Origin of the sequence: Eggerthella sinensis (assembly GCF_003339815.1) — a bacterium.
In the GTDB taxonomy this organism is placed as follows: domain Bacteria; phylum Actinomycetota; class Coriobacteriia; order Coriobacteriales; family Eggerthellaceae; genus Eggerthella; species Eggerthella sinensis.
In genome coordinates this window covers 60,082-81,291 of the sequence record NZ_PPTT01000002.1, presented here as the reverse complement: position 1 = coordinate 81,291, position 21,210 = coordinate 60,082, and the positions used below count along the sequence as shown (strand labels likewise).

Here is a 21,210-nt window from a genome sequence, read left to right as displayed (position 1 = left end):
TGAAGGGCGGCCTCGCGCCGCCCCCGAAAGGATTAGTAGATGCCAACAATAGGTTTGATCGGACTGCTCGTCGCGTTTGCGGGCGTAGCGGTATCCGTCGTGTGCCTGATTGCCGGGGCCGTGCTGTCCCGCAAGAAGCCGGGCGGCGTGGGCGAAACGCTCACCTGGGGCGGGCACATTGCCGTCCTCCTTTCCATGGTGGGCCTCACCGTGTGCTGCGGCATTCTGGTGTACTGCTTCATGACGGGCGATACGAGCATCGAGTACGTGGTGCGCTACCACAGCGACTCGGCGAGCGAACTCGCCTGGCTGTACAAGCTGTCGGGCCTGTGGGCCGGCCGCGAGGGCTCGCTGCTGTTCTGGGCGTGGCTCATCGCCGTGTTCAACTCGGTGGTGGCCGTTCGCAACATGAAGCGCGGGCGCAAGCTCGACTCCATGGCGCTGCTCGTGTCCCAGCTCGTGCTGGCCGCGTTCGTGGGCGTGCTGCTGTTCTCCGAGAGCAACATGCCGTTCACGGCTACCGCTGCCAAGTACTTCGACGGCTCGGGCAACCTGCGCGGCGAGGCGGCGCTCTGGGGCATGAACACGCTCCTCGAGCACTGGGCCATGGCCATCCATCCGCCCACCCTGTTCGTGGGCTACGCAGGCCTCACCATCCCGTTCGCGTACGCCATCGCGGCCATCATCGTGAACGACTCCTCCAAGGAGTGGGTCGTGCGCTCGCAGCGCTACACCCTGTTCTCCTGGCTTTTCTTGGGCGTGGGCATCGGCCTCGGTGCCGTGTGGGCCTACGTCGTGCTCGGCTGGGGCGGCTACTGGGGTTGGGACCCCGTCGAGAACGCCAGCTTGCTGTCGTGGATCGTCGGCGTGGCGCTCATCCACAGCTTCACCGTGTACCGTCAGCGCGGCGCGTTCAAGCGCTGGTCGGTGATGTGCGCGTGCCTGACGTTCGCGTTCGTCATCGTGGGCACGTTCATCTCCCGCTCGGGCCTCGTGCAGTCGGTGCACGCATTTGAGGGCGACCCGGTGTCGCTCGCGCTGTTCGGCGTGCTCATCGGTGCGTCCATCCTGGCCGGCATCGTGGGCCTCATCGTGCGTTGGAAGAGCTTCGGCCCGTCCGACTCGGGCGTCGACGACGTGGAGAACATGCTGTCGAAGGATGCCGCGTACTACTTCAACAACGTCATCATGATCGTGTTCGCCGTGCTGCTGGCGTACCTCACCGTGTCGTCGGCGCTGCCGTCGCAGCTGCCCTTCGGCGGCCAGACGGTGTCCGCGGGCACCTACAACGCCATCGCGCGCCCCCTCGGCGTGATCTACCTGGCCATCCTGGCCGTCTGCCCCCTGCTTTCGTGGGGCCGCACCGAGGGCAAGCAGTTCTGGAAGCGCGCCCGCATTCCGGGCATCTGCGCCATCGTGCTGTTCGCCGTGCTGCTGTTCTACTTCATCACCTACCTGTTGCCCAGCTACGACGCCATCCTGGCGGCGGGCGGCACTGAGGCCGAGGGTCTCTTGGAGCAGGGTCCGTCGTGGTACTACAACGGCGTGGCCGTGGTGGGCCTGCTCGTGGCCAGCCTCCTGTTCTTCAACTCGCTGTTCATGCTGGGTCGCGCCATCCGCGGCTACCAGAAGGGCCACGGCGGCAACGTGCTGGCCGCTGGTTGGGGCATGCTGGTGAACCGCGCGTCCACGTTCGGCGGCTTCATCGCTCACCTGGGCATGGCCGTCATCCTCGTGGGCCTCATCGGCTCGTCCATGTACGTGACCGAGAAGACCGGCTACGTGAAGTACGATGCGGAGTCCGACACGGCCTCCGAGCCGTTCGTCATCCAGGACTTCGAGCTGCGCTACACCGGCAACAGCATCGAGCCGCAGGCCAACGACGACGACATCATGTACACGGTGAACTTCGACGTGTACAAGAACGGCGAATTCGTGGGTGCCGTGAGCCCCACCGTGCAGTTCGTCCAGTCCACGCAGCAGCAGAAGCTCGTGGCGAGCGTCATCTCGTTCCCCACGGAGGACCTGTTCGTGGTGTACCGTGGCGTGAACGAGGACGGCGACTTCTCCATGGACGTGCGCGTGAACCCGCTCATCTCGGAAGTGTGGATTGGCTTCGGCCTGCTCATGGCCGGCATCCTGGTTGCCACGCTCGGGCGTCGCGGTGCGAAGCGCAAGCTGTCCGAGGGCGAAGAAGATAAGATCGAGCTTGCCGAAAAGGGCGTCGACCGCGTGAAGGAAGACGTGGAGAAGCTCGGCGAGGATGCGGTTGAGGACGTCGTCGAGAACGCGGGCGCCGTCGAAAACGCCGCCGAGGAGATCCTGTAATCATGGAGGCCGGTGTGGAACCCGCGATCAAGACGAAGAAGCTCTCGAAGGTGTTCGGCAACCGCCGAGCCGTCGACAAGGTGTCGATCGAAGTGCCGCAGGGCGCGTTCCTCTCGATCTTCGGGCCGAATGGCGCGGGCAAGACGACGCTCTTGCGCGTGCTGTCCACGCTGTCGCGGGCCACGTCCGGCGAGGCCACGCTCATGGGCGTGGACCTCAAGGACGACCCCGACAAGGCGCGCGACCACATCGGCCTCATTTCGCACAATTCCATGCTCTACCCCGATTTGACGGCGGAGCAGAACCTGTTGATCTACGCGCGCCTCTACGGGGTGGCCGATCCCGAGGCGCGTGTTCTGGAACTGTTGGAGGCGGTGGAGCTCAAGCATCGCCGCCTCGACGTGGTGCGCACGTTCTCGCGCGGCATGACGCAGCGCCTGTCCATCGCCCGCGCGCTCATCCACGACCCTGACGTCGTGTTCCTCGACGAGCCCTACTCGGGCCTCGACCCGCACGCCGTGGAAATCTTCGACGAGCTCATCGAGCAGCAACGCGAGGGGCGCACGTTCGTCATGGTGAGCCATGACCTGCAGAAAGGCTTCGCAATGTGCACGCACGCGCTCGTGCTGGCGAAGGGCAAGGTGGTGGCGTTCGACGAGAAGGACGCGTTCGATTTCGACGAGTTCTCCGCGCTGTATCGCTCGACGGTTGGCATGGGGGTGGCGTAAATGGCGGTTGTGCTGAAGAAGCCCTCGACGTTCCAGCAATACAAGACGCTGCTGCGCAAGGACCTGGAGCAGGAGTTCCGCACGAAGGAAATGCTCACCTCCATGGGCATCTACGCGCTGTTGGTGCTCGTGGTGTACGGGGCGGCGCTTGCGCAGACCTCGCAGGCCACCGATGTGCTGCAGATGAGCGGCGGCCTGTTGTGGGCGCTCGTGGTGTTCACGTCGTTGCTGGGCCTCAACCGATCGTTCTCGCACGAGAAGGAGCAGGGCTGCCTCGAGGGCATCTTGCTCGTGCCGCTCGATCGCTCGGTGATTTTCCTGGCGAAGGCCACGTCGAACCTGTTGTTCCTGCTCATCGTCGAAGTGATTACCGTGCCGCTGTTCTACTTCTTCTTCCTGACGGGTACGCAGCCCGCAGGGAGCTTCCTGCTCATCGTGGTGCCGTTGCTCGTGGGCACCATCGGCGTGGCGGGTATCGGCACGTTGCTGTCCACCATCACCATCAACACGCGCGGCAAGGACGTCATGCTAGCCGTGCTGTTCATCCCGCTCGTGTTCCCGCTGCTGTACGCATGCGTGGCCGCCACCACGGTGGTCATCGTGGGCAGCGAGGGGTATATGGACACGTTCGTCTCGTCGCTGGCGCTGGCCGGCGGCTACGACGTCATCATGATTCTGCTGAGCTGGGTGCTGTACGATTTCGTGATCAGCGCTTAGCGGCAAACCGCGTCGGGCTCGATGCCGGCGCACCGGGGAACCATCCGCAATGAGCGGTTTTTGAGAGAGAAGGAGAGAGATGACCGAGAAGAAGAAGGCGCTCAAGCTGCCCGAGGCAGGGGGCTGGCAAGACAAGGCGGCACCTTGGCTGGCGCTGGCCGGCGGCGTGCTGACCACCATCGGGTTTCTGCTCACGTTTTTGTATGCGCCCCTTGTGAACGGCGCTGCTGTCGACGGCGTGGAGATGATCGGCGGGCAGATGGTGTCGAACATGCTGCTGCTGTCCCAAAAGATCTTCTACTTCCACATGCCGGTTGCCATCACGTCGTTCGTCGCGCTTGCGTTCACGGCGTACTACGGCATCCGCTTCCTCATGACGAAGGAGAAGCGCTTCGATACCTGCGGCAAGATTGCCACCGAGATCGCCCTCGTATTCATCCTGTGCACCATGTTCTCCGGCGAGATGTGGGAGCGCTTCGAGTGGGGCGTGTGGTGGACGTGGGAGCCGCGTCTGACCACGTACTTCATCCTGATGCTGCTGGTTATCGCGTACTTCATCCTGCGCAACGCCATCGATGATCCGGAGCGTCGCGCAACGTATGCAAGCGTGTTCGGCATCATCGCGTTCGTCGATGCGCCCATTTGCTTCATGATCACGCGCCTGATTCCTTCGGGCGTGCATCCCACCATCTTCCGCACCGACTCCGGCCTGTCGCCCGACATGCTGCTGCCGCTGCTCGTGTCGATGTTCGGCATGTTCATGATTGCGTTTGCGCTGTACCGTTTCCGGTTCCGTCAGGTGCGCCTGTCCGAACGCGTGGAAGCCATCAAAGAAGCCCTGGAAGACTAAGGAGTCCCCATGAACCCTATTCTCGAGCAGATTTACAGCACCATTCTTCCGGCTGCGCCGTATGTCATCGCGGCCTACGCGCTTATTTGGTTGGCGCTGTTCGTGTACGTGTTCATCATCATGCGCGGCGTGAAGAAGGCCGAAGCTCAGATGGCCGTGCTGGAAGAGGAGCTGGCGGAGCGAGGCCTCGCGCAGCAGGATGCCTAAGCGCGCGGATCGGTCGTGCTACAATATTGATACGCAATGAACGAGGCGCCGCTTGTGCGGCGCTTCGCATGTGAACCGTGAAGAAAGGTACAGCGCACATGAAGGCACTTATTCCCGCGGCCGGCCTCGGCACGCGCTTCCTGCCCGCCACGAAGGCGCAGCCGAAGGAGATGCTGCTCGTCGTGGATCGTCCGGCCATTCAGTACGTGGTGGAGGAGGGCCTCGCGTCCGACGCGGACGAGGTGGTCATCATCAACAGCCGCGAGAAGAAGGCCATCGAGGAGCACTTCACGCCGAACCCGGAACTGGTGGCCATGCTGCGCGCTCGCGGCAAGGACGCGTATGCCGATCAGGTGGAATACGTGGGGAATCTCAATGTGAGCTACGTGTATCAGGACGAGGCGCTGGGCTTGGGGCACGCCGTGCATTGCGCGGCCGAGAAGACGGGCGACGAGCCCTTCTACGTGCTGTTGGGCGATGTGCTGGTGCCCGACAACAAGATGCTGCCCCGCATGCAGGAGGTGTCCGACGCGCACGGCGGCGCGAGCGTCATCGCCGTCATGCCGGTGCCGGACGACCAGGTGAGCCGCTTCGGCGTCATCGCGGGCGAGGCCGTGTCCGACGACGTGTGGAAGATCGACGCGCTGGTGGAGAAGCCGGCCCTCGAGGACGCGCCGTCGAACCTGGCCGTGTTCGGCCGCTACCTGCTGAGCGCGCGCGTGATGGAGCTGCTGGCCGACGTGGAGCCCGGCGTGGGCGGCGAGATTCAGCTGACCGACGCGCTCGACGCCGTGCTGCGCGAGGAGGAGATGTACGCGCTCGTCATCGATCCGTCCGACGGTTTCGACACCGGCACCGTGGAGAGCTGGCTCGAGACGAACAACATCCTGTTCGCCCGCAAGAACGGGTAGCACGTTTCCGACCTGGTCAGGGGCCGCCGCAAGGCGGCCCCTTTTTCATGCGTGCATCCTCCCTCTTACGGCACCATGTGGTCGATCGTGTGTTTGAGGCACGTATGCGCATAGTTCCAGTACGGGTCGAGCGCGGGCTGCATGATCTCCTTGTGCGTGTGGCCGAAGTGCCATTGCAGCCGCCCGAAGATGCCCATGGCGTGATACTCGGCAAGGAAGTTGAGCGCGTCGGGATGGAGGGGACGGCCGTCGAGCATGAACAGGATGTCGTCGCGCAGGGCGGGGACGTACAGGTTTACGAGGTACTCCAGCAGGTTGTTGTACGAGCGTTCGTCGTTGCGGAACATGTTGGTGTAGTAATCGCGATTGTCCACCCAGTGATACGAGATGCGTTTGAAGTACGGCCCCTGCGCCAAGAATCGATTTTCAGCCTCGAGGCGCACGTAGAACGGCCAATCGCTGTAGGGGTCGTGCAGGTCGGGGTGGGGTTTCACGAGGGGGAAGTCGGCGAACTCCGTCTCCACCGTGCGCTTGAACGACGAACGGAAAATCCAGATGATCAGGTCGTCGATATTCTCGAAATAGTAGTAGAACGTCTTGCGTTCACACCCCACCGCGTTGGTGATATCCACCACGCTCACACGCCGATTGCGCGGCGACTCCGCAACGAGATTCATGAACACGGTGGCAAACGCTTGCTTCCTATCATCCTTGACGCTCATGAACCATCACTCCTTGCGAAGGACGTTCGGCTTGTAGGGGAGAGTCGGGAATGGGTTGGTTCCCCATTATAGGAGGGTGCACAAAAAACCTCCCGCGGAACCGTCACCCAGTTCTTCGATAGTGGGTCTGGATAGTAGCAAATTCAACCCAGAATGAGCAAACTGGTCATAGTTATAGCCGGTCAGAACCCATTTTTCAAAGAGTGGTCATACTTGTGCATCCGCACAATTTCATATACTGCAGCCACCTCGAGGACTCGTATAACATCTCGTTTTGAGGAGGAGACATGGCTGGAGGAACGTACGATTTCGTCGTGCTCGGCGGCGGACACAACGGGTTGCTCACCACCGCCTATCTGGCGAAGGCCGGGTTCAAGGTGTGCTGCTTGGAGGCGAACGACGAGTTCGGCGGCGGCACGCGCTCGCAGGAAATCGCACCGGGCTACATCGCCGACACGGGCGGCATGGTGCACAACATGATCTCGAAAACGCCCATCGTCCGCGGCGACGAGCTGGGTCTGTTCTCGAAGTACGGCCTGGAATACTGCTACCTCGACTCGCTGTTCTGCTCGATCTTCCCCGACGATACGAACCTCGTCATGACGAAGGATATCGATCAATCCTGCCAGAACATTGCGAAGTTCTCCGAGAAGGATGCCGAAACCTACCTTGAGTTCAACCAGTACATGACGCGCATGCTGTCGGTTGCCGGCATCGGCTCCCAGGCTCCGCCGCCGCCGTACGGCGCCATGATGAACGTCATGAGCATGAGCCCCGAGGGCCGCGAGTTCCAGCGCGTGCTGAACTCGTCGGCACAGCAGATCGTGGAGGAGTGGTTCGAGAGCGAGCAGGCGCGCGTCACGTTCACGCGGTGGTGCACCGAGATGATGATCGACCCGCGCGCCATCGGCACGGCGACGCTGCTGTACTTCACCGCGGGCCTGCACGATCCCGCGAACCCCGGCGCGCCGTTCCCGAAGGGCGGCTGCATCAACTTCGTGAACGCCCTCAAGGCGTGCTGCGAGGACAACGGCGCCGATCTGTTCGAGAACGCGTGGGTGAACGAGATCAAGGTGGAGGGCGGCGAGGTCAAGAGCGTGCGCACCAAGAACGGCGACGAGTTCGTGGCGGCGAACGCGGTGGTGAGCACCATCAACGTCAAGGACGTGTTCGACATGCTGGGCGACGATGCGCCGGCGGAGGACTCCCACTACGTCAAGATTCTCAAGCACTGCGACTTCATGGCGCTCAACCAGGCGTTCGCGCTGAGCACCGTCCCCGAATTCAAGACCGGCCCCGAGGTGAACAAGACGTTCTGCATCGAGGCGGCGCCGTACGAGAAGGAGTACCTCGAAACGTTCAGCAACTACACGCTGGGCGGGTTCAACCCGAAGCTGCCGCTCATCACCATCCCCTCGCTCACCGATCCGACGCGCTGCCCCGCAGGTCACAGCGTGGTGAACGTGTACAGCTACGCTCCGTGGAACCTCGACGGCGACTGGCGCAACTGGGAGACCCGCGGTGACGAGCTGAAGAAGCAGGTGTGGGACTTCTTCAAGAGCATGACGACGAACATCACCGACGACGACATCGTGGCGAAGTGGGGCCTCACGCCGCTCGAGTACCAGGAATGGGACCCCGCGTTCAAGCACGGCGACATCGGGCAGATCGGCATGCAGCCCAGCCAGATGTACGACATGCGCCCCATCGTGGGCAAGGGCCACGAGTACCACGGCGATATCGAGAACCTGTACTTCCTGGGCAGCTCGAGCCATCCCGGTGGCGGCATCGCCGGCGGAGCGCGCGCGGGCGTGCAGAAGGTGCTTGAGGACTACGGGGTTGATTTCCGCGACATCGTGAAATAACCGCAGCGTACGGGGGCGCCGGAGCGGCTGTCACGGCGCCCCCTCGCCGAGAGCATCCGAAGGAAGTGGACTATGGCTGGGAAACCGAAGAAGAAACCGTCGATTGTGGCGAGGACGGAGGACGGAAGTCCGGTGGTGGAAGTGTTCGGCATGGCGTTCGACGGCGAGAAGCTGATCATGGACTGCAAGGCGTTGGGCAGCATGCGCATGGATGTGGTGATCAGCCCGGAGGACGTCGCTGCGGGTTGGCCGGTGATCAGGGAAAACAAGGCGCCCATCATGGCGTTCGGCAAGCGTGTGCCGAAGGCGGTCAGGGCGTGGAAGCGCGAGCAGAAGAGGGCGGCTTCGTCTGAGGGATGACGCTGGGTTGTTCTGCTCCGACTATTCTGAGGAGGATGTATGGGTACTTCGCAGGGGAAGAAGAGCTTCTTCCCGTATCTCGTGGTGGCAACGGGTATCGTCGGCTGCTTCGCGCCGTGCGCACTGGCGCTCAGCTGCGCCGGCATTTTCTTCACGCCGGTGAGCGAGGCCTTGGGCGTGGGCAGGGGCGTGTTCGCCCTCTACCTTACCATCATGCTGTTGGCAACCACCATCGCCCTGCCGTTCGAAGGCAAGCTGATGGAGACGAAGGATCTGCGCGTCGTGCTGTCGGCGGCGGTCGTGCTCATCGGCGTGCCGCTGGTGTGCATGTCGTTCTTCAACGCGGTGTGGCAGTTCTACATCGCCGGTGCCTTCATGGGCTTCGGCTTGGCGGCGCTGCTCATCTTGTCGGTGCCGACGCTTATCAATCGGTGGTTCAGGAAGAACGTCGGGTTCTACATCGGGCTGTGCATGGCGTTCACGGGCATCGGCGGCGTGGTGTTCAACCTGGTGGGAGGCGCGTTCATTGCAAGCGGTCCCGACGGGTGGCGCATGGGCTACCTCGTGTTCGGCATCATCGCACTGGTGGTGGCGCTGCCGTTCACGCTGTTCTGCGTGCGCAGCTACCCGCACGATATCGGGCTTGAGCCGGTGGGTGCATCCGAGGCGGCGTCTGCGGCGCCGGGCGCAGGGGCGAATGCGTCAGCGGCGGAAGGCGTGACCGCATCGACGGCCATGAAGACGAGCGCGTTCTTTCTCGTGGCCATCTTCGCCGGCTTCATCAACCTGGCCATCAACTTCTACCAGTACCTGCCCTCGTACGCGACGTCGCTCACCCAGTATCCCGACGTGGTGGCCATCTCGGCAACGCTCGCATCCGCCGCAATGTTGGGCCAGGCGATTGGCAAGGTGCTGCTGGGCATCATCAACGACAAGGTGAACGTGTACGCCGGCCTGTTCGTTTCCACGGGATGCGGCGCAATCGGCCTCGCGGTGATGTGGCTGGTTCCGGGTTCGGTGCCGGCGATGCTGGCGGGCGGGTTCGTGTTCGGCGTGTTCTACGCGAGCGCGACGGTGCTGGCTCCGCTCATGGTGCGCACCATCTTCGGCACGCTCGAGTACTCGACCATCTACTCGCGCGTTGCGATGGTGGGCTCGCTGGCGGGCGCGTTTGCGGCAAGCGTGTGGGGTTTCGTGGTTGACGCAGCCGGGTTCTCCAACGTGTTCGTCATCGGCATTGCCGGTGCGATCCTCGTGGCGGTGTTCGGCGTGCTTGCGCTGAACGCGCGGAAGAAGATTCCCACGCGCAAGTAGCGTGAGGCTCGCAGACCCCCTCAGCCCAGCGTCTCGTAGAGCTGGGCGAGGGGGTCGAGGGGGCGGGGGTTGTCGGCGAGGTCGGTGAGCGCGCGGGCGCTGTCGTGCCACAGCTCGCCGATGAGGGTGTACAACCCCTGGTAGGGCGTGAGGTCGTGGCCGGCCAGCAGCTCCTTCGCCAGGAAGTCGAGGGCGTGCGACAGCGTTTTGCTTTCCAGCATGACGTGCGGGTGCTTCGTGGGCACGTCCACCGTCCAGAGGGCTACGTTGCCCTGCTGCGTCAGGCCGTACCGCGGTTCGATGCCGAGCTGCGCGCACAGCGGGAGCAGCTGTTCGTCGAAGTCCATCGCGGAGCGGCAGTTCTCCACGATGAGGAAGCGCGTGTGCGGCGCGCGCTCGATGGCCGTGGCCGCGTCGATGCGCGCGCGTTCGCCGCGCTCCTTGGCCGCGCGCAGGTCGATGCCCGTGCAGCGGGCGAAGTCGTCGATGCAGCGGGGGATGAAGCGCGTGAGGTCGAGCTGCGGGTTGAGGGCGACGGCGCAGCTGCCGGGAAGGTGGGCGGCGGCGAAGATGGATGCGGAGCCGCCCGCGGACAGCGACGAGAAGATGATGCGGTTGTACGGCACGCCCGTGGCGTCGGCTACCGCTTCCACGAGGCGTGCGACGTAGGCGCGGTAGTCCTCGGTCTCGGTGCCGTAGAACCACCCGACGGGGATGTCCGAGTCGAAGTACAGCGGGTCCTCGATGCACAGGAGGTCGCCGGCCAGGTGCGTGTGCCACGACCATTTCGGGAAGCTTGGCAGCGGGCCGTGGGCGATGGCGTCGTCGGTGCGCATGAGGTCGAGCACGACGTAGAGGAACTCGTGAGGGCGCTCGTCGTTGGCGTGATAGAAGCAGGCGAAGTGCGCGCTGCCGATGGACGTGTCGAAGCGCCCGGCGGGCACATCGCGCAGGCGGTCGATGTCGACGTGGGCGACGGGGCCTTCGAGCAGGGTGCGGTCGGCGGATTCGCAGCGTGCGGCGCGCAGCGCGTCGAGGCGCTCGCAAAGCGGCTGCGAATCCGTGGCGGCAACGTCGACCAGAAACGGTACGGATGGCAGGGAGTTCGACATGCAAAGGACCCCTCTCAGGCGGTAGCGCGAACAGCGTGCGACCATGATACGCCACCCGCAAGCTTGCCGCCCGTGCGATGGGGAAGGGATGAGGCAATGCTTGGCTTTAGAAAAAGGATTGGCCCGGGGAGAGGGGAGCTCCACCGGGCCACAAGGAGGGGATGATGCGGCGCCTATTGGGTGCCGCTCTGCTTTAAGGGGTAAGCAGATGCAAACTGGAAAGGAGGGGAGCCTTTCGTTTTGCTGGTACCCAGTATAAAAGTTGACATTGAAAATCATATGATGTACGCGTGCACGTTTTGTGAATTGGGGGCCTTGAAAGTAACAGATAAGTAACCATGATCAAAAAACCTAGGGAAAAACCCTCGGAAGCGCTTGCACCAGCGCATCGCATCCCATTATCTAGGCGGACGCCGGGGCTCCGTCGTCGCAGTCGATGGTGCAATCGACGCCCGCTGCCACCGGCACGAATTCCTCAGCTGCCGCGGGGTTCTCGATGGCGTCCGATCCTCGACGCAAGTATGCGCGCACGGCGGACAAAGCTGCCAGCTGCTCGGGTGCGAGCGTGCCGTTGGCGCGGTCGCGCTTCACGCCTGCGGCCAGCATGCCCAGGAAGCGCGCCGCCACCACGGCGACGATGGTGGTGGTGAGCAGCAGCTGCACGCCGTCGATCTGCTGCGCCACCCACGCGACGTCGACGTAGCCTGCGGCGGCGAAGGCCGACGCGAACCCGTTCGTGGCCAGCAGCCCCACCGCCATGGGAAACGTCATGCCCGCATAGCCGGGATGGAACTGCACGCTGAAGAACGTCGGCAGCTTCCAGATAACGTAGCCGAGCGACACCACGACGCAGGCGAACAGCAGCGCGAGCACCACGAGGTTCGGCTCGGCGAACGCGTTGACGTACGACACGAGGCACATGCTGCACGGCCCCAACATGATGGCCTGCGAGTGCATCATGGCCTCGGCCACCTCGCAGCGCTTCATGCGCCATAGCATGAACGGCGTGAGCGCCACGTAGATGACGATGCCCCACACGACGATGCCCGCCGCCAGCGGCTCGGGCATGAACGGCATGCCGGCCACGGTGGACACCATCACGCCGTTCGTGGTGACGTACCAGCTGGGCATGAACGTCTTCCACTCGAAACGCCGCAGGAAGAAGCGCACGAAGAACACCACGATGTGCACGCACAGCAGGCCGAGCATGGTGAAGAACACCACCTCGGCCGCCGTCCACAGGGCGGGCACGAGCTGCGCGTAGAACACGCACAGCACCATGATGAGCATGGGCAACGTGGGATAGAGCGCGGCCAGCATGGGGTTGGCGTACTCGGCGGCCACGACGCTTTTCAGGTGGAACGCGATTTTCAGGCAGTAGGCCAGCGCCACGAACGTGGCCACGATGACGGCGAGCCCGTGGATGAGCGGGTAGCCGAGGGCGTCGTAAAACCCGCTCAGCACCAGCAGGCCCAGCGTGGTGGGCACCACGGGCAACGGCAGACGCGACACTTTGTCCTTGAGGTACGCCACGGGAAACCCCTTTCGCGATGATGCATCGGCATGTTGTTTGCTCATCATCATACACCCGCGCTCAAGGGCTTCGCGCGGTGCGCGGCAGGCGGGGAATGGTCTTGGAAAAAAGATCGGCCCGGGGAGAGGGGAGCTCCACCGGGCCACAAGGAGGGGGATGATGCGACGCTTGCGCATCGCTCTGCTTCTAAGGGGGTAGAGCAGAGGCGAACTGAAAGGAGGGGAGCCTTTCGTTCACAGCTGCTAGTATACGCAACGTTCGCGCACATCGTATGACGTGGGCGTGCGCGTTTTGTGAAACACGGTGCTCCTGCGTAACGGTTCGTAAACGCGGGCGAGAACGAGGGCGGAAGCTGTTCGTTGGGGCAACCGTGCGGCAATGGGGTATCATCGGGGGAATGGACTGGCAAGGAGGGTGCATGGGGAAGGGCGTTTCGACGTTTGGCGCGGATATCGTTCGACGGGTGCGCGAGGACGCCGCATCGTGGCTGGCGTTCGCGGCGCTGCTGGCGTGGATGTTCGGGCTGTATTGGAGCAACGTGTTGCTGGCGCAGCTCTCCCTCGGCGCGACCGACCTGCTGCAGATGCGCGCGCTGTGGCTGGCGGCCGAAGCCGTGACGCTGGCGACGATGGTGCTGGGGGCGGCGCGCATCGAGGCGCGCGGCGTGCCGTGGGCGCTCGGGGCGGGGGCCAGCCTGTTCGCGGGCACCGTGCTCGTGCTGTTCGGCCCTGCGATCGTGCCGTCGGACGCGCTGCGCCTCGGCGGGGTGGTGCTGACCGGCATGGGCAGCGCTGCCCTGCTGTTGCTGCTGGGCATCTCGTTCGCACGCAAGGGGGCGAAGGCGCTGCTCATCGACGTGGCGCTGGCCTTGGTGGCCGCGTCGCTGCTGGACGGCTGCCTGCTGCTGGCGCCTCCGGTGGCGCAGCAGCTTGCGCTCGCGCTGCTGCCCGCGGTGGCCGCGGCGCTGTTCGTGCTGGCGGCGCGCGGGGGCGCGGCTCGAACGCATCCGGCGATGCCGGGCGCGACGAGCGTGTCGGGCACGCCGGGCGCCGAGGGCGGCTTCAGCACGGTGCGCATCGTGGCGCTGCCCGCCGTGGTGGGCCTGGCGTATGGCCTCATGCAGCGGCTCACCGAGGGCGCGTTCGCGGTGGACGACGGGTCCGGCAACCTCGTGACCATCGTCGCGTTCGCCCTGTCGGCGGTGATGATTGCGCTCGCGGCGCTGTTCCTCGACTCGCGCAAGCTCATCAAGGTGGTGTGCTTTGCGGCCATTCCGCTCATCGGCATCGCTTTCGTCATGCTGCCGCTGTTCTCGGGCGGCCGCGAAGCCGTGCAGGGCGTGTGCATCGTGGGGTTCAACAGCTTCTACTTCATGGTATGGGCGCTGTGGGCGGGCGAGCGCGAGGGGAGCGCCCTGCCGAAGCGGTTCGCGCTGGGGCTGCTCGTGCTGGTGGCGGCCGAGTCGCTGGGGTCGCTGCTGGGCGTGTTCGTGGTGCGGGCGGTGGAGGGGTCGGGCGCAACGTTGGCCGTGGTGTCGCTCGTGGTGGTGTACCTGCTGCTGATGGCCGGCATCCTCTCGTTCGACCGCTCGATGCGCGCGTTACAGGGGCCGGCTGCGGCAGGTAGTGGGGCCCACGACGCGGGAGCGGTGAAAGTCGGTGTGTCGGAAACCCCCGCAGCCGCCCGCTTCGACGCCCTCGGCGATAGGGAACGTTGGGCGGCGCGCTACGGGCTGTCGGCGCGCGAGTGCGAAGTGTTCGAGATGTTGGCGCGCGGGCGCAATCGCGCGTACATATCGAAGGAGCTCGTGGTGTCGGACAACACGACGCGCACGCATATGAAGAACGTGTACCGCAAGCTGGGCGTGCATTCGCAGCAGGAACTCATCGACCTGGTGGACGGAAAGCCCCGCTAGCGGGGCTTTCCCAACGCGCGTCGCCCGCTACGCCTCGGTCTCCGCGAGCGCGTTCTCTCCCGCGCTGCGACCGAACGCGAGCGTGGCCAGGATACCCGTGCCCGTGCCCGGGTAGTACGAGCCCATGAAGCCGCCCGCCACCTGGCCGGCGGCGTACAGGTGGGGGATAATCTCGCCCGCCGTGTCGAGCACCTGGGCCTTCGTGTTGATCTTGAGGCCGCCGAGCGCGCCCAGGCTGTAGTCGTAGCTGCGCGTCGCGTAGTACGGCGGCGTGTCGATGGCTTCAAGCCCGCATGCGCGCGTGGGGAATTGGCTGTCGCGCTGGCCGGCGGCCATGTCGGCGTTCCAGGTGTCGAGGGCCGCTTGCAGGTTCGCGGCGGGCACGTCGATGGCGGCCGCCAGCTCCTCGACGGTGTCGGCCACGAACACGGAGCCGTCGGCGATCTCCTTGGAGAAGTCGTCGCTCATGGGGCTCACGCCGCCCACCACCGCGCCGGTGAGCGCCGCGGCTTTGGCGTCGAACACGCCCCACGCCACGTGGTCCTCCTGGGCGAAGATGGCGCGGAGCACCCATGCGTAATGGTCGGACTCGCTCACGAAGCGGCGGCCGTACTTGTTCACGATGATGCCCGGCACCTCGGGCACGCCGGGAAGGGTGGGCGTGCCGCCGATGTTGTTCGACAGGCCGATGAACCCGCCCATGCCGTCGAGCGCGGCGCCCACCGACATGCCCATGCGCAGGCCGTCGCCCGTGTTTGTGGGCGCGGTGAGCGCGCGGCCGTCTTTGAGCGCCTGCACGAGGTGGTAGTTGAAGGCGCGGGCGAACTCCTCGCTGCGGTCGTAGCTGCACGTGGCCAGAATGACCGCCTTCTTGCCGCGGTAGCGCTTCTTGTCGTCGGCCGTCACGCCGGTGATCACGCCCTCGCCGTTCTGCACGAGCTGGACGGCGGCGGTGTTGTACACGAATTCGACGCCGGCCTCTTCGGCGGCTTTGAGCAGGGCGGCCACGTGCGCCTGGCCGTACATGAGGTCGTTCTCGTCGGTGCCGGCAAGGTGGATGCGCGGCGCGATGACGTCGGGGTCCACGTTGGGCACCGTGCCGTTGCCGTACACTACCTCGTATTTGATGCCGAGGTCCTTCATGAAGTCGATGCACGACGGCGCCTGCTCGCACGCGAAGCGGACGAGCTCTTCGTTGAGCTGCCCTTCGCCGCACTGCAGGTAGTATTCAGCGTGCTTTTCGGGGGTGTCGTCGGCAACGTCGGCAAGCTGCTTCTGCTCGTCGGTGCCGGCCGCCTGGATGACGCCCGACGAGTTCGCCGTGTTGCCGCCGGCCATGGCGGCGGCTTCCAGCACGGTCACCTGCGCGCCTCCGCGTGCAGTCACGACGGCCGCGGTCAGTCCCGCACCGCCCGCGCCCACGATGAGCACGTCCGCCTCGTGATCCCACGACCCGGAGTCGGCCGCGGCTTCGGTGCCGCCGCTCGGCGCGCACCCCGCCACGCCGAGCGCCGCCAAGCTGGCAGCGGCGATTCCCGCGGTGGCAAGAAAGTTCCTTCTCGATACGTTCGCTTCCATGGTTCCCTCCTCAAGGATTGCCTTCCGAACGCCCGGCAACGGCCGCGGCGCTGAGGGCACTATACGGGCAGAGGGCGCGCCAGCCATCACATCGGTGATGTGAAAACCGATGTGAAATAGGCAAAACCGCAGGTAGGGTTGATGTGACTTGCCGGTTGGCGTAGTGAGTCAGCGAGAGGGGCTGTGGAGTCGGAGATTGGCCCGCCGCGCGGCCGAGCGTGCTTTTGCACGTGAGGGAAAGCGCACAAGGGTCAAGATTCGGCTCCACAGCCCCTCGCAGCGTCGAGTTTTTTCGCTTGCAGTAGGCAAGCGAAAAAAAAGATCGGCCCGGGGAGAGGGGAGCTCCACCGGGCCACAAGGAGGGGGATGTGCGGCACCGGAGTGCCGCCACTGCTTTGTAAGGGGAAAAGCAGTACAAACTGAAAGGAGGGGAATCTTTCGTTTGCAGGGCCCAGTATAAAAGTAAGCCTTGAAGAACACGTGATCGGCTCATGTTCGTCCTGTGAAGTGCAGCTGAGCGTCGGTGAACGTTACGCCCTCTTCCATCCGCCGGGCGGACTGCACCGTTCGCGCGCGAGCAGGTTTGGTATGATACTCATCCGACGAAAGGAACTCGTATGCCCGATATAGCCCTCCGCTTTCACAAGGACATGCTCGTGCTGTCCTCCCCGGTTGCCCCCGTCCTGGCCCGCCAGGGATTCGACGTCGAGCACGACCTCGAATTCGCCAACCTCGTCGAGCCGGAGACGGTGCGCGACGCGCTGCGCCTCAACAAGATGGCGGGCGCGCAGTGCCTCGTGGCCAATACGGCCAACATCACGCCGGCGCGCCTTGCGCATCGCGGCATGGAGGATCGCGCCGAGGAAGTGGTGCGTACGGGCTTGGCGGTGGCGCACGAGCTGAAGCCGCAGCACGTGCTGGTGGAAATCGGGCCCTGCGGCCTGCCGCTCGATCCCACGAGCAAAAGCTCGCTCAACGAGAACCGCGACCAGTACGCGCGCGCAGCGCGCTCATGCGACGGACAGGCGCTCGACGCGTTCTTCCTCAACGGCTTCGGCAACCCGGCCGACCTCAAGTGCGCGCTCATGGGCGTGCGCCAGGTGAGCGGCGCGCCGGTGTTCGCGTCGGTGGACGTCGACGCTGCGGGCATGCTGTCCGACGGGCGGCACACGCTCGAGGACGCGCTTGCCGTGATGGTGGAGTACGAGGCGTCGGTGCTCGGGTTCGCCACCCCGGCCCCGCTCGAGCAGGCGGTGACGTTCGCGCGCCGCGTGGCGGGGGCCGGCCCGTTTCCGGTGCTCGTGCAGCTGGTGGTGCGCGAGCACAACCCGAAGCAGGGCGACGCCACGCCCGAGAACCCCTACTATTGCCCCGACGTGCTGGTGAGCGCCGCCACGCAGCTGCGCGCGGCCGGAGCGCAGTTCCTGCGCGCCGCCGGTGCGGCCACGCCGGCGTACGCGGGCGCGCTCGTGGCGGCGAGCGAGGGCTTCGACGTGGTGCGTCCGGACGTGGAGGACTAGCGTGGCGGGCTCCAATACCAAGCGCAGCCCGCACTACGGGGCGTTGCAGGACGTGGTGGACTCGGTGTTCGTCGACGCCGACCCGAAGGCCACCATGCGTCGCCTCGACATCGTCGTGGCCGCCGAGGCCGCCGACCTGCCCGACGACCTCGCCGAGATCGTCAACCTGCTGCCGCCCGGCCTCTACACGCGCAAGCGGCTGTGCGACCAACTGAATTCAGCCATCGGCGGGCATGCGTGGGGACAGGTGTACGGCACCGTTCAATAGCGTGTAACGGCCCGATGCCATCGATGCGCGCGGGCCGTGGATAAAATGTGAATCACCGGTCCCGTTATGTGTGGGAGCTGAATTCTCGCGCTTTTACCCCTTGCGCCCCGTTCCCTCCGCAGGTACTATATGTTCACTTTCAAATCAGAACTCACCACTACATATTGTGGAAAACAAGGCGCAGATCGTGTGGAAACACTGCGCATAAACCAAGCGAAACCACAGCTCGCACGGTAAAAACGACGAAATCGAAGAAGTACGCAGAGAGGACTCACAGTATGGTCACGACCATCATCAAGCGCGACGGCCGCACGGCGGAATTCAGCCAGAACAAAATCGCCGAGGCGGTGGAGCGCGCGTTCCAGGCATGCGGAGCCATGCAGGATCGCACCGCTGCCGAAGAGATCGCGCAGCAGGTGGTGGAGAAGCTGAACAGCGGCGCCATCGAGGGCGTGCCCACGGTCGAGGGCGTGCAGGACCTCGTGGAGGAGACGCTCATCGAGTCCGGCTTCGTGCAGACGGCCAAGTCCTACATCCTGTACCGCGCCGAGCGCAGCCGTTCGCGCGACGTGAACAGCCGCCTCATCCAGACGCTCAAGGACATCACGTTCTCGAAGGCGTCCGACTCCGACATGAAGCGCGAGAACGCCAACATCGACGCCGACACCGCCATGGGCACCATGCTCAAGTACGGCTCCGAGTCGGCCAAGCAGTTCTACGAGATGTGCGTCATCGATCCGAAGTACGCGCGCGCCCATCGCGAGGGCGACATCCATATCCACGACATGGACTTCTACACGCTCACCACCACGTGCTGCCAGATCGAGCTGTCGAAGCTGTTCAAGGGCGGCTTCTCCACGGGCCATGGCGTGCTGCGCGAGCCGAACGACATCGCCAGCTACGCGGCGCTCGCCTGCATCGCCATCCAGTCGAACCAGAACGACCAGCACGGCGGTCAGGCCATCTGCGACTTCGACTACGGTCTGGCCGAAGGCGTGCGCAAGACGTACCGCCGCCTGTACAAGAAGCACCTGGCCGAAGCCGTGGACCTGCTCACCGACATCGAGGATGCGCGCACGTTCGCGCAGGACGCGCTCGTGCGCATCGAGGCCGAGACGGGCGTGTGGGCTAGCCTCACCATGGACGCGGGCTTCGAGGCCGCCGTGCGCGTGGCGCTCGTGGAGGCCGGCGCCGAGGAGGCTGTCGCCGACAAGGCCGTGGCCTACGCCGCGAAGAACGCCCTGGCCGACACCGATCGCGCCACGTTCCAGGCCATGGAAGCGCTCATCCACAACCTGAACACCATGCACAGCCGCGCCGGCGCGCAGACGCCGTTCAGCTCGGTGAACTACGGCATGGACACGAGCCCCGAGGGTCGCATGGTGGTGAAGAACATGCTGCTGGCCACCGAGGAAGGCCTCGGCTCCGGCGAGACGCCCATCTTCCCCGTGCAGATTTTCCGCGTGAAGGAAGGCGTGAACTACAACCCCGAGGACCCGAACTACGACCTGTTCAAGCTGGGTATGCGCTGCTCCGCCAAGCGTCTGTTCCCCAACTTCAGCTTCATCGACGCGCCGTTCAACGCGCAGTACTACAAGGGCACGCCCGAGACGGAAATCGCCTACATGGGCTGCCGCACGCGCGTCATGGGCAACGTGTTCGATCCCGATCGCGAGATCGCGCCCGGCCGCGGCAACCTCAGCTTCACGTCCATCAACCTGCCGCGCCTCGCCATCCGCTCGAAGGGCGACCTCGACCTGTTCTTCGACCTGCTCGACGCGAAGCTGGCGCTGGCGGTGGGGCAGCTTGACGAGCGCTTCGAGATTCAGGCGCGCAAGCACGTGTACAACGCGCCGTTCCTCATGGGCCAGGGCGTGTGGATCGACTCCGAGAAGCTGTCGCCCACCGACGAGCAGCGCGAGGTGCTCAAGCACGGTACGCTGTCGCTCGGCTTCATCGGCCTCGCCGAGGCGCTCGTGGCGCTGACGGGCCAGCATCACGGCCAGTCGAAGGCGTCGCAGAACCTGGGCCTGGAAATCATCGGCCATATGCGCAGCTACCTCGACCGTCTGTCGCAGGAGCGCGGGCTGAACTACGGCCTCATCGCCACGCCGGCCGAGGGCCTGTCGGGCCGCTTCGTGCGCATGGACCGCGAGCGCTACGGCTCCATCGAGGGCGTCACCGACCGCGACTACTACACGAACGGCTTCCACGTGCCGGTGTACTACGACATCAGCGCGTTCGACAAGATCGAGATCGAGGCGCCGTACCATGCGCTCACGAACGCGGGCCATATCTCCTACGTGGAGCTTGACGGCGACCCCACCGACAACCTCGAGGCGTTCGAGGCCGTCATCCGCCACATGAAGGAAAGCGGCATCGGCTACGGTTCGGTGAACCACCCGGTGGATCGCGACCCCGTGTGCGGCTACAACGGCATCATCGGCGACGTGTGCCCGAAGTGCGGCCGCACCGAGGAAGAGCACGGCCAGTCCTTCGAGCGCATCCGCCGCATCACCGGCTACCTCGTGGGCACCCTCGACCGCTTCAACGACGCCAAGCGCGCCGAAGAGGGCGATAGGGTGAAGCACCAGATGTAACCCCTTCTTGGCGCGACGGAGGCGCGCAGATCCCTGCATCCTCCTTCGCGCCGATAGCGCGCTGCGCCCGGGACGAACGGGCGCAGCGTGTATACCCCGAAAGGCCCCGCACCCATGACCGCTCCCACCACCATACGTCTCTTCGGCACGGCCCCCGACTCCATCGTCGATGGGCCGGGGCTTCGGTATGCCGTGTTCGTGCAAGGGTGCTCGCATGGGTGTCCCGGGTGCCACAACCCCGAGAGCCAGCCGTGCGGGGGCGGCACGGTGCGGCCCATCGCCGACGTGGTGGCCGAGATTGCGGCCAACAAGCTCGTGCAGGGCGTCACGGTGTCGGGCGGCGAGCCGTTCGAGCAGGCCGTGGCGTGCGCCGAACTGGCCCGACAGGTGCGTGAGCTGGGGTTGAACGTGTGGACGTACTCGGGTTACCGCTACGAGCAGCTCGAGGCCGGCATTCCCGACGCGGCCGCACGCGACCTGCTCGACCAGACCGACGTGCTCGTGGACGGCCCCTTCGTGCAGGCGCAGCATTCCTACGATCTGAAATGGCGCGGCTCGCGTAACCAACGGTTGATTGACGTTCCCGCTACCCGAACCCGCGGGCGCATGGTTTTGTGGGAAACTCACGAGGACTTCCCCGAGAAACCAGCATCATGGTAGGGTGCGCCGCCGCATGGCGCT

General features: G+C 64.9%; 18 protein-coding genes. 14 read left to right on the top strand and 4 right to left on the bottom strand.

Annotated elements, in window-relative coordinates:
- Positions 1–39: 39 nt before the first annotated feature.
- From C1876_RS01335 to C1876_RS01310, 6 genes are all read left to right on the top strand, one after another.
- A complete protein-coding gene (locus C1876_RS01335; protein ID WP_227113943.1) occupies positions 40–2,328 on the top strand; it encodes a heme lyase CcmF/NrfE family subunit in 2,289 nt (762 codons plus the stop codon).
- A 2-nt stretch (positions 2,329–2,330) separates the two neighbouring features.
- Positions 2,331–3,056 carry an ABC transporter ATP-binding protein gene (locus C1876_RS01330; protein ID WP_114544932.1) on the top strand — a complete coding sequence of 242 codons (726 nt, stop codon included), beginning with the start codon at positions 2,331–2,333 and terminating at the stop codon, positions 3,054–3,056.
- Positions 3,057–3,773: a heme exporter protein CcmB gene (locus C1876_RS01325; protein WP_114544931.1), complete on the top strand. Its 717-nt coding sequence runs from the start codon at positions 3,057–3,059 to the stop codon at positions 3,771–3,773.
- Positions 3,774–3,852: 79 nt separating this feature from the next.
- Positions 3,853–4,623: a cytochrome c biogenesis protein gene (gene ccsA, locus C1876_RS01320; RefSeq protein ID WP_114544930.1), complete on the top strand. Its 771-nt coding sequence runs from the start codon at positions 3,853–3,855 to the stop codon at positions 4,621–4,623.
- A 9-nt stretch (positions 4,624–4,632) separates the two neighbouring features.
- On the top strand, positions 4,633–4,830 hold the full coding sequence (locus C1876_RS01315; RefSeq protein WP_114544929.1) for a CcmD family protein: 198 nt from the start codon (positions 4,633–4,635) through the stop codon (positions 4,828–4,830).
- Between the two features lie 98 nt (positions 4,831–4,928).
- On the top strand, positions 4,929–5,741 hold the full coding sequence (locus tag C1876_RS01310) for a UTP--glucose-1-phosphate uridylyltransferase (RefSeq protein WP_114544928.1): 813 nt from the start codon (positions 4,929–4,931) through the stop codon (positions 5,739–5,741).
- Between the two features lie 65 nt (positions 5,742–5,806).
- Here C1876_RS01310 and C1876_RS01305 read toward each other — a convergent pair whose 3' ends face one another.
- Positions 5,807–6,463 (bottom strand): hypothetical protein, encoded by a 657-nt coding sequence (locus C1876_RS01305; protein ID WP_114544927.1) that lies wholly within the window; start codon positions 6,461–6,463, stop codon positions 5,807–5,809.
- A gap of 287 nt (positions 6,464–6,750) precedes the next feature.
- On the opposite strand from C1876_RS01305, the gene C1876_RS01300 reads away from it, so the two are divergent.
- From C1876_RS01300 to C1876_RS01290, 3 genes are all read left to right on the top strand, one after another.
- Positions 6,751–8,328, top strand: coding sequence for a phytoene desaturase family protein (locus C1876_RS01300; RefSeq protein ID WP_114544926.1), 1,578 nt, complete (start codon positions 6,751–6,753; stop codon positions 8,326–8,328).
- 72 nt (positions 8,329–8,400) lie between these two features.
- On the top strand, positions 8,401–8,688 hold the full coding sequence (locus C1876_RS01295; RefSeq protein ID WP_114544925.1) for a hypothetical protein: 288 nt from the start codon (positions 8,401–8,403) through the stop codon (positions 8,686–8,688).
- 39 nt (positions 8,689–8,727) lie between these two features.
- Positions 8,728–10,002 carry an MFS transporter gene (locus C1876_RS01290; protein ID WP_114544924.1) on the top strand — a complete coding sequence of 425 codons (1,275 nt, stop codon included), beginning with the start codon at positions 8,728–8,730 and terminating at the stop codon, positions 10,000–10,002.
- A 20-nt stretch (positions 10,003–10,022) separates the two neighbouring features.
- Here the strand turns inward: C1876_RS01290 and C1876_RS01285 are convergent, their stop codons facing one another.
- Together C1876_RS01285 and C1876_RS01280 are read right to left on the bottom strand one after the other, a co-directional pair.
- Entirely contained in the window at positions 10,023–11,114 is a 1,092-nt protein-coding gene (locus C1876_RS01285) for a hypothetical protein (RefSeq protein WP_114544923.1), read from the bottom strand.
- Positions 11,115–11,516: 402 nt separating this feature from the next.
- Entirely contained in the window at positions 11,517–12,647 is a 1,131-nt protein-coding gene (locus C1876_RS01280; protein WP_158544524.1) for an SLAC1 family transporter, read from the bottom strand.
- A 419-nt stretch (positions 12,648–13,066) separates the two neighbouring features.
- Between C1876_RS01280 and C1876_RS01275 the strand changes: the two genes are divergently transcribed.
- Complete coding sequence (locus tag C1876_RS01275; RefSeq protein ID WP_114544921.1) at positions 13,067–14,563, top strand: helix-turn-helix transcriptional regulator; 1,497 nt, start codon at positions 13,067–13,069, stop codon at positions 14,561–14,563.
- Positions 14,564–14,590: 27 nt separating this feature from the next.
- Here the strand turns inward: C1876_RS01275 and C1876_RS01270 are convergent, their stop codons facing one another.
- Complete coding sequence (locus C1876_RS01270) at positions 14,591–16,141, bottom strand: FAD-dependent oxidoreductase (protein WP_158544522.1); 1,551 nt, start codon at positions 16,139–16,141, stop codon at positions 14,591–14,593.
- 617 nt (positions 16,142–16,758) lie between these two features.
- Here C1876_RS01270 and C1876_RS01265 point away from each other — a divergent pair.
- The 4 genes from C1876_RS01265 (at position 16,759) to nrdG (ending at position 21,189) form a co-directional block, all read left to right on the top strand.
- Positions 16,759–17,661: a homocysteine S-methyltransferase family protein gene (locus C1876_RS01265; protein WP_114544919.1), complete on the top strand. Its 903-nt coding sequence runs from the start codon at positions 16,759–16,761 to the stop codon at positions 17,659–17,661.
- Between the two features lies 1 nt (position 17,662).
- Positions 17,663–17,929 carry a hypothetical protein gene (locus C1876_RS01260; protein ID WP_114544918.1) on the top strand — a complete coding sequence of 89 codons (267 nt, stop codon included), beginning with the start codon at positions 17,663–17,665 and terminating at the stop codon, positions 17,927–17,929.
- Positions 17,930–18,207: 278 nt separating this feature from the next.
- Entirely contained in the window at positions 18,208–20,529 is a 2,322-nt protein-coding gene (locus C1876_RS01255) for an anaerobic ribonucleoside triphosphate reductase (protein ID WP_114544917.1), read from the top strand.
- Between the two features lie 114 nt (positions 20,530–20,643).
- The gene (gene nrdG / locus C1876_RS01250; protein ID WP_114544916.1) at positions 20,644–21,189 is read left to right on the top strand and encodes an anaerobic ribonucleoside-triphosphate reductase activating protein; all 546 of its coding nucleotides are present in this window, start codon (positions 20,644–20,646) and stop codon (positions 21,187–21,189) included.
- The last annotated feature ends 21 nt before the right edge of the window (positions 21,190–21,210 follow it).